Annotated in this window: 16 protein-coding genes and 1 riboswitch; of the genes, 5 read left to right on the top strand and 11 right to left on the bottom strand. The window is 39.4% G+C overall.

Annotated elements, in window-relative coordinates; all coding sequences use genetic code 11:
- The first annotated feature begins 72 nt into the window (after positions 1 to 72).
- Positions 73 to 684 carry a YhcN/YlaJ family sporulation lipoprotein gene (locus tag ACOZ9X_RS02660; RefSeq protein ID WP_423416921.1) on the top strand — a complete coding sequence of 204 codons (612 nt, stop codon included), beginning with the start codon at positions 73 to 75 and terminating at the stop codon, positions 682 to 684.
- Between the two features lie 41 nt (positions 685 to 725).
- On the opposite strand, the gene lipA is transcribed toward ACOZ9X_RS02660, so the two are convergent.
- Positions 726 to 1610 (bottom strand): lipoyl synthase, encoded by an 885-nt coding sequence (gene lipA, locus ACOZ9X_RS02655; protein WP_066397309.1) that lies wholly within the window; start codon positions 1608 to 1610, stop codon positions 726 to 728.
- Between the two features lie 204 nt (positions 1611 to 1814).
- On the opposite strand from lipA, the gene ACOZ9X_RS02650 reads away from it, so the two are divergent.
- The gene (locus ACOZ9X_RS02650; protein ID WP_423416920.1) at positions 1815 to 2816 is read left to right on the top strand and encodes a M23 family metallopeptidase; all 1002 of its coding nucleotides are present in this window, start codon (positions 1815 to 1817) and stop codon (positions 2814 to 2816) included.
- A 209-nt stretch (positions 2817 to 3025) separates the two neighbouring features.
- Here the strand turns inward: ACOZ9X_RS02650 and ACOZ9X_RS02645 are convergent, their stop codons facing one another.
- The 6 genes from ACOZ9X_RS02645 to ACOZ9X_RS02620 form a co-directional block, all read right to left on the bottom strand.
- The gene (locus ACOZ9X_RS02645) at positions 3026 to 3130 is read right to left on the bottom strand and encodes a methionine/alanine import family NSS transporter small subunit (RefSeq protein ID WP_137791787.1); all 105 of its coding nucleotides are present in this window, start codon (positions 3128 to 3130) and stop codon (positions 3026 to 3028) included.
- Between the two features lies 1 nt (position 3131).
- Positions 3132 to 4634 (bottom strand): sodium-dependent transporter, encoded by a 1503-nt coding sequence (locus ACOZ9X_RS02640; RefSeq protein WP_144698287.1) that lies wholly within the window; start codon positions 4632 to 4634, stop codon positions 3132 to 3134.
- 187 nt (positions 4635 to 4821) lie between these two features.
- Positions 4822 to 6411 carry a Na+/H+ antiporter NhaC family protein gene (locus ACOZ9X_RS02635; protein WP_423416919.1) on the bottom strand — a complete coding sequence of 530 codons (1590 nt, stop codon included), beginning with the start codon at positions 6409 to 6411 and terminating at the stop codon, positions 4822 to 4824.
- A gap of 143 nt (positions 6412 to 6554) precedes the next feature.
- A riboswitch (Lysine riboswitch) is annotated at positions 6555 to 6737 on the bottom strand.
- 104 nt (positions 6738 to 6841) lie between these two features.
- Complete coding sequence (gene yunB / locus ACOZ9X_RS02630; RefSeq protein WP_423416918.1) at positions 6842 to 7681, bottom strand: sporulation protein YunB; 840 nt, start codon at positions 7679 to 7681, stop codon at positions 6842 to 6844.
- A gap of 72 nt (positions 7682 to 7753) precedes the next feature.
- On the bottom strand, positions 7754 to 8230 hold the full coding sequence (locus ACOZ9X_RS02625) for a dihydrofolate reductase (RefSeq protein ID WP_423416917.1): 477 nt from the start codon (positions 8228 to 8230) through the stop codon (positions 7754 to 7756).
- Positions 8227 to 9021 carry a thymidylate synthase gene (locus tag ACOZ9X_RS02620; RefSeq protein ID WP_423416916.1) on the bottom strand — a complete coding sequence of 265 codons (795 nt, stop codon included), beginning with the start codon at positions 9019 to 9021 and terminating at the stop codon, positions 8227 to 8229. Before ACOZ9X_RS02620 ends, ACOZ9X_RS02625 begins: the two co-directional genes overlap by 4 nt.
- Positions 9022 to 9144: 123 nt before the next feature.
- Between ACOZ9X_RS02620 and ACOZ9X_RS02615 the strand changes: the two genes are divergently transcribed.
- Entirely contained in the window at positions 9145 to 9447 is a 303-nt protein-coding gene (locus tag ACOZ9X_RS02615; RefSeq protein ID WP_066397323.1) for a YunC family protein, read from the top strand.
- 455 nt (positions 9448 to 9902) lie between these two features.
- Here ACOZ9X_RS02615 and ACOZ9X_RS02610 read toward each other — a convergent pair whose 3' ends face one another.
- Positions 9903 to 10745, bottom strand: a complete 843-nt coding sequence (locus tag ACOZ9X_RS02610; RefSeq protein ID WP_423416915.1) for a DUF72 domain-containing protein — start codon at positions 10743 to 10745, stop codon at positions 9903 to 9905.
- A 24-nt stretch (positions 10746 to 10769) separates the two neighbouring features.
- Positions 10770 to 11516 (bottom strand): oxygen-insensitive NADPH nitroreductase, encoded by a 747-nt coding sequence (gene nfsA, locus ACOZ9X_RS02605; RefSeq protein WP_423416914.1) that lies wholly within the window; start codon positions 11514 to 11516, stop codon positions 10770 to 10772.
- A gap of 296 nt (positions 11517 to 11812) precedes the next feature.
- Between nfsA and modA the strand changes: the two genes are divergently transcribed.
- Positions 11813 to 12604: a molybdate ABC transporter substrate-binding protein gene (gene modA, locus ACOZ9X_RS02600; protein ID WP_423416913.1), complete on the top strand. Its 792-nt coding sequence runs from the start codon at positions 11813 to 11815 to the stop codon at positions 12602 to 12604.
- Positions 12605 to 12858: 254 nt separating this feature from the next.
- Here modA and ACOZ9X_RS02595 read toward each other — a convergent pair whose 3' ends face one another.
- The gene (locus ACOZ9X_RS02595) at positions 12859 to 13023 is read right to left on the bottom strand and encodes a hypothetical protein (RefSeq protein WP_423416912.1); all 165 of its coding nucleotides are present in this window, start codon (positions 13021 to 13023) and stop codon (positions 12859 to 12861) included.
- Positions 13024 to 13094: 71 nt separating this feature from the next.
- On the opposite strand from ACOZ9X_RS02595, the gene ACOZ9X_RS02590 reads away from it, so the two are divergent.
- Complete coding sequence (locus tag ACOZ9X_RS02590; RefSeq protein ID WP_423416911.1) at positions 13095 to 13319, top strand: helix-turn-helix domain-containing protein; 225 nt, start codon at positions 13095 to 13097, stop codon at positions 13317 to 13319.
- A gap of 233 nt (positions 13320 to 13552) precedes the next feature.
- On the opposite strand, the gene ACOZ9X_RS02585 is transcribed toward ACOZ9X_RS02590, so the two are convergent.
- The gene (locus ACOZ9X_RS02585; RefSeq protein ID WP_423416910.1) at positions 13553 to 13978 is read right to left on the bottom strand and encodes a hypothetical protein; all 426 of its coding nucleotides are present in this window, start codon (positions 13976 to 13978) and stop codon (positions 13553 to 13555) included.
- Positions 13979 to 14105: the final 127 nt, after the last annotated feature.

Raw genomic sequence — 14105 nt, 5'->3', positions numbered from 1 at the left:
TACAGCCAACAATTTCTTCGTAAAAGATCTTCTACTTTAAGGCACTCTATAGAATAAGGAGGTGAAACACCTGTGAAAAAACTAGGAATGTTTTTTTTGATCGGCTTGATGCTTGCTGGATGTGGCGGCGGTGATCAAAAGAAGATGGGGCAAGAATATAAATTTTCTAAAACGAATGTAAAAGATGAGAATCGAATTGGCAACAACATGAATTATGGGGACTTTGGATATATGCGTCATATGTCAGGGGACAAAGTAAAAACAGGAAATGCGGTTCCATACTTAAATCGTCAGAAGCTTGCCGATATGATCTCTGATATGGTTCTACAATTACCTAATATTAAAGATGTCGGTACATTAGTTACAGATGAAGAAGTTTTGATCGGCTACAAGACAACAAACAAGGACCGAAATGCAGCTGCTGATCAAGTAAAGATGACTGGTTTCTCTGTTGTTCCAAGATATTATCATGTGTATGTATCAGATGAAAAAGGAATGATCGATAAGATCGAACAATATCAATCCTTGAACAATGATACCGAACAGATCGAAGGAATCATGGACCAGTTGATCCTACAAATGAAAAAAGCGCCTCAAGGCAAGAAATGGAACTACGGGGAAAATGAAAACGGTGAGATGAACGGCGAAACGAACAATATGCGTGGAGAAATGGAAGGCAAATAAAAAACCAGAAGCAGATCATTGCTTCTGGCTTTCCTTTTTATTTAGCTGTTTTGGGCAGCAGCGTTTACTTGCTCATCAGCATGGTAGGAAGAACGCACGAGTGGTCCTGACTCACAATGCTTGAATCCTTTAGAGAACGCGATATCACGCAATTCTTTAAACTCATCTGGTGTATAATATTTTTGTACTTTTAGATGCTTCTTAGTAGGTTGTAGATATTGTCCGATCGTCATGATATCAACGTTATTTGCACGTAGATCATCCATCGTTTCTACAATTTCTTCCCACGTCTCTCCTAACCCAATCATCAGACTGGATTTTGTAGGAATGTTAGCATTCATTTCTTTTGCACGACGTAAAAATTCCATCGTTCGATCATACGTTGCACGTGCACGAACTCTTGGAGAAAGACGGCGCACCGTTTCAATATTGTGGTTCATAATATCTGGTTTTGCATCCATCAATGTTTTCAGTGCATCAAAGTCACCTAACATGTCAGATGGAAGAACTTCAATCGAACAGAACGGATTACGAGCACGTACAGAACGAACAGTTTCTGCGAATACATGAGCACCGCCATCTTTAAGGTCATCACGCGCAACCGCTGTGATTACGACGTGTTTCAGACCCATTTGCTCAACAGATTCTGCAACACGTTCTGGCTCTTGAAGATCAAGTTCTGTTGGTAGTCCTGTTTTTACTGCACAAAAACGACAAGCACGTGTACAAATATCTCCAAGGATCATAAAAGTCGCTGTTTTTCTTACAGCCCAGCATTCATGAATGTTCGGACACTTTGCTTCTTCACATACGGTATGTAGCTTTTTCTCACGCATCATCTTTTTGAGTTCTTTATAATTTTCATTCGTATTTAACTTTATTTTTAACCACTCGGGTTTACGTACGTATTCTTCTTTCTTTGCCATCATCATCACCCCAGATTTTCTTGGTCTTTCGTATAATGAACGTTCGTATTTTAGTTTCTACTTAAACATTATTGTCCCATCAATACTCTACCATACGACAGGGCAAAATTCCAAACAAGAGTTTTTTCCAACATTTTTCCTTCATGTTTTTTTATAACTTCAACAAACTATAGATAAATGAAAGAAAGGAGTGGATTGGGACGTATGAGGAAATTTACAGTCCTGTTCCTCACTCTGACAGCCCTTCTAATAACCTTTCTTCCGGAAAGCAGGAGTACGGCAGCAGAGCGATTTACGAAAGAAGATGTGGAAAGGCTTAGCCTCTATAAAAAAATGGAATCCGTAACTCTCATTCCATGGCACTACTTTGCAGGGGTAGACCAATATGAAAGAAGCGTAAGAAAAGCGAGAAGAGATCTACCTGCCAGAAAAGGATTAGTCGGCATTTACTTTTCTCCCTTACAATGGTCTGGACCAATAAACACAACTATGGATGATACAAATCCTGAACGTATCTCAATGTTTGGAGGCATCGGAAAAGACGGTAACAACGACGGAATTGCTGATCGAAACAATGATGAAGACATTCTGTTTACATTCAGTGAGATCATAAAGAAGCATGGACATGATATAGAAAATTTCAGAATCGGCCTTTGGAGCTATTACCAGCGAGATAAAGCCGTAGATATTATTATGGAAAACGCTAAGATCTATGAGACGTATGGAACGGTTTCTTTAGACAAACACAGCTTTATCGTTCCATTAAGATCCAACTATAGTTACAGAAGCACATGGGGTGACAGACGTGGGTTTGGTGGATTACGTATCCATGAAGGCACAGATATATTTGCGAATTACGGTGTTCCGGTAAAAGCTGTTTCTTACGGTATAGTTGAGATTAAAGGTTGGAACCGTTTTGGTGGATGGAGAATTGGTGTCCGTGATATCAATAATGTGTATCATTATTACGCCCATTTAGGGAGCTTCAATAAAGCAATTGAAAAAGGTACAATCGTCGAACCTGGGATGGTGCTTGGATACGTGGGAAGTTCAGGATACGGTCCTCCTGGAACTTCCGGGAAATTCCCCCCTCATCTGCATTTTGGGATGTACCGTGACAACGGATATACAGAATGGGCATTCGACCCATACCCTTATTTAAAGGCATGGGAACGTCAGGAGCGTCTTAGCAACAGGCGAAGATAAAGAAAGTAAAAAAAGAAGCTTTAGGGCTTCTTTTTCATATGGCGCTCGTATTTTTCATATGGCGCTCGTATTTTTCATATGGCGCTCGTATTTTTCATATGGCGCTCGTATTTTTCATATGGCGCTCGTAAATCTCGAGCCTTGCTCTGATTTACGAGCGCCATCATAAGAAAAAGCTAATTCTTCAACAGAAGAATCAGCTTCACTCTTTATTTCTTTCTCGAAACACGAACCACGTTTGCAATACTTGCAAGGAGGCCGCCCCATAAGATCACCATGCCAATCACCATCATTGTAATCGCACTGCCTGTCATATTAGCTGACCTCCTTTTTTTCTACTGCCACTTCAGATTTCCACTTCACTAGACCGAGTACGATGCCGAGTACGATTACGCCAACTGCAACTGCTACACCATACGTAAGGATTAATTCTGTAGGATAACCTTCATAGTTTTCTTTTAGGTTCTGTCTAATGTTATCAAACATCATGTAGCCAAGAAGAATTGGTGTGATCACACCTAGACAAACTTTCCACCATAATCCTGTTCTTAAGTCAGATATAGCGTTCGCATGGTTTTGAAGTCCAGCCAATTGTCTTACGAACCAAGCAACAATGACTACTTCTACAAGACCTGCTAATGTGATACCGAAGTTGTTGATGAAGTAATCCACGATATCAAGCATGTACAGTCCGCCTTTTGTAGCGAAAAGTAATGAGATAACAGATGCTACTCCTCCACCCATCAAAACGGCTTTTGTTCTTGAGATTCCAAATTTATCTTGTAATGCTGCCACATACGTTTCAACAATCGAGATCAACGATGTCATTCCAGCGAATACAAGGGTTAAGAAGAACATGGTTCCAAAGAAGGCATTTCCGCCTGGGAACTCGTTGATGATGGCTGGGAATACTTCAAACGCTAGTCCGATTCCGCCTTTTACAACTTCATCAACTGGCAGACCTTGTTGCATCGCCATGAATCCTAATGCAGCGAATACACCAATTCCTGCTAGTAGTTCAAAACCTGAGTTTGCGAAACCAGTAATAAACGCATTATTGTTAATATCTGATTTCTTAGGCAGATAGCTCGAATAAGTAACCATGATTGCAAATGCGATAGATAAAGAAAAGAAAATCTGACCGTAAGCTGCTACCCATACCTTACCGTTACTGATCATGCTCCAATCAGGAGTAAAGAACGTGTTCAAACCTTGAGCTGCACCATCAAGGGTTACGGCACGAATTACGATTAACGTAAACATAATAACTAAAGCTGGGATGAAAATTTTATTAAAACGCTCGATTCCTTTTGAAACACCCTTATAAAGAACAAGAAGCGTCACGACCCAAACGATTAGAAGTGCGATTAAAATCCCTGGTACGATACCACCCATATCACCAGGTGTCTTACTTAATTGAAGAACCTCTCCATAAAAGAAGTCTGAAGGCTTGTCTCCCCAAGTTAAGTTTAATGAATAGATGGAGTACTTAATCGCCCAAGCGATGATTACCGCGTAATAAGTGGAAATAACAAACGCTACAAATACTTGCCACCATCCTAGCCATTCCGCTTTTTTGTGTAGACGGAAATAAGAAAGTGGAGCAGAGCCACGGTACTTATGACCTAACGTAAATTCTAGAATCAGTAAGGGAATCCCTGCCGTTAAAAGTGCTATTAGATATGGAATGAAGAATGCTCCCCCACCGTTCTCATAAGCAACGGCTGGAAATCTCCAGATATTGCCTAGGCCGATAGCTGAGCCGACCGCTGCTAATATAAACCCATAGCGGCTTCCCCATTGCTGCCTATTTTCCATTGTTGTATCCCCCTTTTTTTGAAGTCGAAAAGTTTACAATTATTACTTTTTTCTGATAATTCTGTGTTCAGTATATTACAAAACATCATAACCGTCAAAATGTTTTTAGTTATTTTGTCGGAATAAGGGGGAAAAAGTCGTATAAATATAAGAAAAAGTGCCTGGTTAACTACCAGACACTTTCAAGTTAAGCGTGATAAGATTGATCACTCATGCTATTTTTACTAGAAACTTTTTTAATGATGATGAGTGCCAAGATAAAGATAACCGTAGATGCAAGAAGGCCTATCCAAACACTTTCTGTTAATCCGAGTGCAAGATACCCTACAGCAGATACTCCAGCTGCCACAAGGCTGTATGGAAGCTGGGTCAAGACGTGATCAATGTGATGACTTCCTGCTCCTGTTGAAGAAAGGATTGTAGTATCTGATATTGGGGAACAATGGTCACCAAAAACAGAGCCTGCAAGTACTGCAGCAAGAACTGGAAGCATTAACTCAATATTCGTTGATGCTGAAATTTCTGCTGCGATCGGAAGCATGACACCAAACGTTCCCCATGAAGTTCCTGTCGCAAAAGCCATTAACCCTGACAGTACAAAAAGAACAAATGGCAGATAAGCTAAATTCATATGCTGATCAACTAGTCCTGCAAGATAGGTCCCAGTTCCTAAGCTATCGATGATAGAGATGATCGTCCAAGCAAAAAGCAAGATCGTAACAGCACCGAGCATAGATTGAATACCGCGTCCCAGTCCTTTTCCTAATGAGGCAGCCCCCATCTTCTTAGGTAGGAAGAACAATATAGCTGAAGCTAAACCTAGCAACCCACCATATACTAATGATTTTGGTACATCTGTATTTTCAAAAATAGATAAAAGTGTGATGGCCGTTGGTTCTTCTAGCCCTTTCACGTTTTGAATACCTGTATAGATCATGAATCCAACCGTTGAAACAATCAATATCACGATTGGCCATACAAGGTCTCCCACTTTTCCTTTGTCACTTTCTGCGAGCTTGATTCCTTCTCCGATTGCAGCTTTTTTATCTGGAGCAATCACTTCTCCTGTTGCAAGAGCTGTTTCTTCATGCTTTTTCATCGGTCCAAAATCAAGTTGGAAATACGCAACGAAAAATACAAGAACCAGTGCAAACACTGCATAAAAATTCATAGGAATCATTTGAATGAATGCACTAAACGCAGACATATTTGTGATCTCATGTGTAGCAAAAATCGTTCCGATAATACCGATGATGTACGCTCCCCAACTTGAAACAGGCGAGATCACACAGACTGGTGCAGCCGTTGAATCAAGATAATAAGCGAGTTTCGCACGTGAGATGCGGTGTCGATCTGTGATCGGTCTGCTTACATTTCCAACTGCTAAAGAATTAAAATAATCATCAATAAAAATGACGAGTCCAAACACAACTGTTAACAGCTGAGCACCTCTTCTCGTTTTTACTCTCGAGATCGCCCACTCACCAAAAGCACGGCTTCCTCCTGCTAACGAGATAATGCTTGTCATCATTCCTAAGATTAATAAGAACAGAAGAATATACACATTCCACTCATTTAACGCACCATCTGAAATAAAGTGCCCTTTAACAATCGTACCAATTTCTTTCAGTGTTGCTCCAATACTAAAATCATGAAGCAATAATGCTCCCGCTATGATTCCAGCTCCTAGCGAGACTAACACTCTGCGCGTTAGAACCACCATTAAGATTGCCAATACAGGTGGTATTAAAGAATAAATCGAATTCTCAAATTCCATGATGTTCCTCCTTCTTTTCATTTAGCCATCGATATTGAGGAGTTCTTACAGGACGTTGAGGAAAAAAGGACAAAATAAAAAGCGATCAATAGACAAGGAAATAACCCGCTATCAATCACTTAAGTAATTTATGGTTTTCCTCATCGATCAGTAGTCCTCCACTGCTTTTAGTTTCAAAACAGTGACAGTTTTACACTTATTTAGTGTAAACCCAGCAAAAGTGAACAGACAGTTACCTTTTGCTTCGGCGGAAGTTCCTTTCCTTTTTCTTCACAGACGTCACTCTCTGAAAAAGTACTTATAAAATCCGCTCCTCTACCCCATCGGTGATAGGCTTAAAGACATATAAAATTTTTAATTCAATACTAATTATAACAAACAGAAACGAATGGTCAACCTAAACAGGATTTGTTAAATGAAGGAAATACATTTATTCTGTTGCTTCACCCTCACCCGTTTCTTCTGTGGAGCTATCCTCAGAAGGCTCCAATTCATCATGAGAGTCTTTTTCTTTTAAATCTGGGGTAATGGGTACAGTTGGTTGAATCGGATCACCTGATTGATTGTAATAGACCGGAACCTCACCTTTTATAAACTGAGCGGTTATTTTTATCGGTCGTTTCACTACTGTTGTTTCTGTTGCGAAAGGAATAACAATTCTCGTTTTAACTGTAACCACGATATCAATATTGATCCACGTATTATTGATCCCTGAATTCTCTATTCTTTCCTCGATGTCTGTGTTCGCTTCACCAATCAGCATAAATTTAATCGGAATCTTAGGACCTAAGTTCGCTAAGAGTGAATTTCTCGTTGCTTGCCCTAGTGGTATTTCCATAATTACGCCCGGTTCATTCTTATAAGCCGTTATCCCTAACTCATCATTGGTGATCACTTCATGTGCTTTACCTTCTTCAATTTCCTTCAAGTATTTTTGAACGACTTTTTGTGACTGGTTCGCAACCTGGTTGACAACACTTTGATTGATTCCAGCAAAGACGACATTTCCTTCTGTATCCGTTTTATATTCGATGATGTCATTCATTTCTGAAGGTCCTAATATTTCATTGTCGATCGCTTCACTTATGGCAAGAGCAGCAATTTCCTCTGTTTTCTTTTGCGCGATTAACATGAGTGTTGGTTCGATTCCTTTGTTTACAAGCCATAACCCTTGAATCGTTATAAAAGTAAACAGAATAAATGAGATCAACAGGACAAATCGGAATGGAAGTGGCCCTTTTCGAAGTTTCATTTTTCTGCGCTTAAGCAAAAGGTAACCCCCCTTTATCTACATATACATATGTATGCAGACAAGAGGGGGGCTCATTCAAAATTTATGGTTTTAATTTTTTTCGTACACGACAAAATCGTGTGGATATTTGTTCTTTTCATCAACGGTCCCCGACTCACGAGAGACCTCACGCCACTCATCACGATTAATTTCGGGAAAATAAGTATCTGCGTCAAAGGTATGGTGGATCTCTGTGACGTACAGGCGGTCTGCAACTGGCATGAATAGCTTAAAGATCTCTGTCCCACCGATCACACATAATTCTTCTGCTTCTTTATGGATGACTTCTTCAACAGAATGAACGACGGTCGTTCCTTCAGCTTGATAGTGTTCATCTCTCGTTACCACGATATTTTCTCGTCCAGGTAGTGGCTTACCGATAGATTCATACGTTTTTCGACCCATCACGATCGGTTTCCCCATCGTTACGTTTTTAAAATGCTTGAGATCGTTAGGTAAGTACCAAGGTAGATCATTGTCTTTACCGATCGCGCGATTTTCATCCATCGCTACAACAAACGAGATCATACACTCACCACGCCTTTAATGTGTGGATGCGCCTCGTAGTCTACAAGCTCAAAGTCTTCATAAGTGAAATCAAAGATACTTGTTACATTCGGATTGATCTTCATCTTTGGAAGCGGCTTTGGTTCACGAGATAGCTGCAACTCAACTTGTTCAAGATGATTGGTGTAGATGTGTGCGTCCCCTACTGTGTGAACGAATTCACCTGGTTTAAGTCCTGTTACTTGAGCTACCATCATCGTTAGCAAAGCATAAGACGCAATATTAAAAGGCACCCCTAGGAAACTGTCTGCTGAGCGCTGATAAAGCTGACAAGAGAGCTTTCCATCTGCAACATAAAATTGAAATAGCAAATGACATGGTGGAAGCGCCATATTGGGAATATCAGAAGGGTTCCATGCAGAGACGATTAATCGTCTTGAATCTGGGTTCTTTTTGATGTCTTCGATTACGTTCGAGATCTGATCGATCGTCTCCCCGTTCGGAGCCGACCATGAGCGCCACTGATGTCCATAAACAGGGCCTAGGTTTCCATCCTCATCTGCCCACTCATCCCAAATTCGTACACCGTTTTCTTTTAAATAAGCTATATTCGTATCACCTTTTAAGAACCAGAGCAATTCATGAATGATCGATTTCAAATGTAATTTTTTTGTCGTAACAAGCGGAAAGCCTTCTTGGAGGTCAAACCTCATCTGACGACCAAAAACAGAAACGGTCCCAGTGCCTGTCCGATCCTCTTTTTTAGTACCGTTATGTAGAATATCTTGAAGAAAATCCAGATATTGTTTCATCACTTATCGCCTCCTATTTTTCTTTTAATCGTATCATACGAAAAGTCATAAAAATAGCTTCAATACCTAACACTTTTTCCCTTCAGTACACATAAAAATAATAGTGAAGAAAGGAGTGGAAGCATGTTAGAGATGAACCCGATCTTAATCGAAGGACATCCGTTTACCGCTGTCACCCTTCGTTTGCCAAAAACGAATTTTATGGCTGTATTCAATGACAATGGATATATCATGTGTGGAGCACTAGACGTGGCACTATTGAATGAAAAATTAGCAGACCGTAAAATTATCGCAGGACGCGCTGTTGGAGTAAGAACGATCGAACAGCTGTTGGATGCACCTTTAGAATCTATTACTCTTGAAGCAAAAGAAAAAGGTATTGAAGTTGGTATGCAAGGGCGAAAAGCACTTTTAAAAATGATCTAGAGCATTTTTTCGGCGAGATTTGAAATATATCGGCAAAAAATCATTTATATCGGCAACTTTTCAAATATATCGGCGAAAAATGAAATATATCGACATTTGCAATAAGACGACAACACCCTCTACCGAAACAAAATGGCAGAGGGTGTTACTTTATGCTTTAAAACGATCTCTTGTGATTTTTAATGAAATAAGATTAAGACATAAGACTAAAGATAAGAACTGTATGCGCTTCGCATCATTGATATATATGTAGACACATAGCAGGTAAACGCCACTGACGATAAAGGCTATCTGTAAGCAGTACATCATCTGAATCAATTTTTTGAAATTCAAAGTGATCCCCACTTTCTTTATCCAGTTCAACAATATTTCGTTCACCCTATTAGTATATCAGTCTACATTGAAAAGTGAATCGTTTCCTTCTCTTTGAAATGGATTTGTAATATAAGGAAAATCTAGAACAAATCCAACTGTCTAGGTGCTAAAAAGTCATAGTGAATATCCAGAAAATCAATCATCTGCTTCGCGTTATCAGCAGCATCTCCACCCGAATTATTGTTAAATAGAATGGTCAGATCTTTTGTTTCTGAAGCAAGCTGTTGTATACGCTCTCTCCATTCTTGAAGCTCTGTTTCATTATAACGATAAAGATAACGAACTTCTCTCCAGTTCGGCTGACCTTGGTTGTTCCAGCCATATACGTTTCGGCCATGCATTCGTACGAGTGTCTTCTCTGGTGTTGTGTGCATGACGATTGGAATGGAACCTTGTCCGGCTTGAGGTTCATCACAGACCGTATGAATCCAATTCTCTTGCCGGATAAATTGTAGCGTCTTATCCTTCATCTCATCACTGAACCACGTTTGGTTACGAAACTCAAGGGCTACTGGAATATCACCCATCATTTCTTTTGCATAGCGCAGCATCTGAACATTTTCTTTCCTACAATCAAACCAAGGAGGATACTGAAACAAGACCATCTCAAGCTTGCCGGATGTAATGATAGGTTGAATAGACTCGATAAACGCCTCATACATTTCTTTAACCGACTCAAAAGGCAGCTTGCCTCTTGAATGTCCCGTCATCCCTTGATAAGCCTTAACAACAAATGAAAAATCCTTTGGTGTAGAAGCTACCCACTTCTCATAGTTTTTTACAGGCTGTACCGCATAAAAGGATGAATCTACTTCTACAACAGGAAAGTGGCCGCTGTATACAGCGAGCTTATCTCTTGCAGGAGTACCATCTGGATAAAGAGAATCATGATCTCCCCAGCCTGTTACACCGATTTTTATCATTCTTAGGAGTCACCTGCCTGTGAGTTACAATTTATTTAATCCTTTTGATCGGACAAACTCTTTCATATACGTTCGTTTAGGAGTCGCCATCGAGGCTGTGATCTGCGTGACCCAGCCTTCTGTACGTTTCCCGCCTGTTCTTTCTGAGTAATATTCAGCCGTTTCTTTTTCATATTGTTGAAGGAGATCTTGAGTATCCTCTTTTCTTTGGTATTGATTCTTATGAAAAACAGCTTCCATCGGCAGACGTGGCTTTTTCCCAGGCTCTGCATCTGGATACCCTACAGCTACACCAAATAACGGAAGAACATGGTCTGGGCAATTCAACAGCTCTGAAACTTCTTGCAGAGAATTTCGAAGCCCTCCGATATATACAATACCTAATCCAAGAGACTCCGCTGCTATAGAAAGGTTTTGTGCAGCTAGAGCAGCATCCACTGTTCCTACGATAAATGCTTCCGTCGATTGAATCGTTTCGTGAATATCTATTGTTTTCATATCTGCTGCTATTTGATGTCGGTTGTAATCCATACAAAAAACAAAGAAATAGCCGTTATCTGCGACATACGATTGATTACCCGCAAGCTCAGCTAGTTGTTCTTTCTTTTCCCGGTCCTCTACCCCTATAATCGTGCAAACTTGTTGATAGCTTGAAGTAGATGCAGCCTGAGCGCATTGCACAAGTGTTCTAACCGTTTCTTCATCTATTGGCTTGTCCTTAAACTTTCGAATCGATCGATGAGCTAATATCGTTTCTATCATCTCGTTCATCACATATGCTCCTTCTTTAAAGATATTGTTGTTTGCATTATATCTTTTTCGTATATAAAAAAGCGAACCATTTGAAGTCTCAAAAATATCTTCTTCTCATTAACGCAAAGTGGTGGTATAATATTCTAGCGATGAGCTAATTGCATAAGACGAGATTGACGCGCCTTTTTGGCAATGCACTATGTGGAGTGCTGTCTCTCGCCGCAATATACGCAAAAAAGACGTCCAATCGGGCGTCTTTTTTCTATATCTTCTTACCTGACACACGAAAACAAAGAATATGTGAGGAGAGAAAAATGAAGAAAATTTATTTAATCTTACTTCTAATTTGCTTGTGTGTAACGTTTTTATTTGCTTGCTCAAAAAATGAATCTTCAAAATCAACCGACAAGGACTCCAAGGTAGAATTGACGATTTCAGCAGCAGCCAGTTTACAGGATGTATTAAATAAAATTGCGAGTAATTATGAAAAAGAACATCCAAATGTTAAAATCACTTACAATTTCGGAGGCTCTGGAGCCCTTCAACAGCAAATCTCTAACGGAGCACCTGTTGATCTTTTCTTCTCAGCAGCAGAAGATAAATTTGACCAGCTTGTTGAAGAAGGACTTATTGAAAAGGAACAAGGAAGAGATTTTGTTGGAAACGAACTTGTCTTAGTTGTTGGGAAAGACTCCACACAAGACATTAAACGTTTCGAAGATTTAATAAAGGTCCAAAAGATAGCAATCGGTACTCCTGAAACAGTTCCAGCAGGCCAATATGCCGCAGATACACTAAAAAACCTAGGTTTAATTAAGAAAGTTGAAAAGAAAATTGTTTATGCAAAAGACGTTCGTCAAGTCCTTACATACATAGAAACCGGGAATGTAGATGCTGGTATTGTCTATAAAACGGATGCAACGATCTCATCTAAAGTAAAGGTAGCAGCTGTTGCTAAAGAGAATACTCATGCACCTATCATCTATCCTGTTGGAGTAATAAAAGCTACTTCTCATAAGAAAGAAGCAGAGCAGTTCTATAACTATTTGCAAAAGAAAGAAACCTTAAAAACGTTTGAGAAGTTTGGGTTTCAAAAGATAAAATAATAGATGTACCACAAAAAAAGCCTCGGTGTATGTTAACACCAAGGCTTTTCTTCATTAACCGATAGAACCTTCCATCTCGAACTTGATTATTTTTCGATTTTCAAATCATATTGAGGTGTTGCATTTCTTTTGTTTATAAGGCTTTATAACAAAACACTTATCATAACTTTTCATACTTTATGAAAAAAATGTGGGTGATTTGTGGGTGCGGTGGGTGTAACAATCAAGACCTCTTATCCAGGGGTCTTTTTATTTTAATCCTGATCTTTAAGTACGATTGTACCTTTACATATTTTACAGGTCATAAAATAAACCAGTTCGCTTCGATCTACATCGATCACTCCTTTTACATTTAGCGAACTTCCACAACAATGAATTTCTTCTGCAATCTCTTCAATATACTTCTGGCTGTTTAGCATGAAGTAACCCACCTTTTCATTTTATAAATTAACCTATATAATTTTCATTACAAGAATATAGGAGGTAAAACATGGCTCTCCGTAAAGGGAGTTGCCGGTTGCGTTTTTTATTAGGAGATATGAGTCAGACGGAATTCGCTAGTCGAATGAAGGTGGCTGACTCAACTGTTTCTCGCTGGTTAAGAGAAGAGAGAGAAATGTCCTATGAAAATGCAGTACTTGCTTCTAGGATCCTCAATTGTCATGCAGAAGATTTTTATGACTGGATTGAAGTCCCTAAAGGTAAGCGGCAATAGAGGTGGATGCATCCGCCCTCCCGCGGGAGTTTTTTTGTCTATATGGCAATTTTTATACAGCAATTATATCGGAATATTTATCCAATAATCAAATGGAAAAACAATCCAATTAAATCCAAGTCTATCCTTTTATTTCGAAAACCTTCTATTAAAATGGTTTTTATTTCGGAAAACAAATTTACATATAAGATTACAGATCATGATGATCTTAAGAATAGTAAATGCAGAAGTCATCATACAGCATTCCCGATTTCTTTAAGGATTTTTAAGAACAGTGGAGACAGTTGTATTAAGATGTACCCTAAACCAGCAGATTGTATAGTTGACCATGCTTTTTCGTTGTTACCAAACATGAAGAAGAAGCAGCCACCCACCATAATAATTGATGCTATTGGAAATGATATTGCAGTAAGTAGTTGAACTACTGGATCTAGAGCATGAGCAATAACTGAAAGAGTGTTGGAACTAATGCTAGTGGCACTTAGTGTTGTAATTGCTTCTGGTGAAGCTGCATATGTTGTAACATGCGGTAAGAAAGTTAAAGGTAGTATCGAGGTCGCGGCAACCTTCAATTGCTTACGATCTATTTTTTTGCTTTTCTTTTTATGATCACCATTCATAAAACTTGAAATGCTTCCTAAAGATTGAACCTTCCCCATCTTACATTCCCCCTAGAAATGTTGTGATAATTGGAGCTAAAACAGACCCACATTGAAGCATAAATACTGCAGCAAACAAGACCAGAAACTTTTCTAGTGTTTGCATATCAACCATCTGCACATAATC

This window comes from Fictibacillus nanhaiensis (assembly GCF_049537595.1).
Lineage (GTDB): Bacteria > Bacillota > Bacilli > Bacillales > Fictibacillaceae > Fictibacillus > Fictibacillus nanhaiensis_F.
This window is presented reverse-complemented; position numbering and strand designations above follow the sequence as displayed.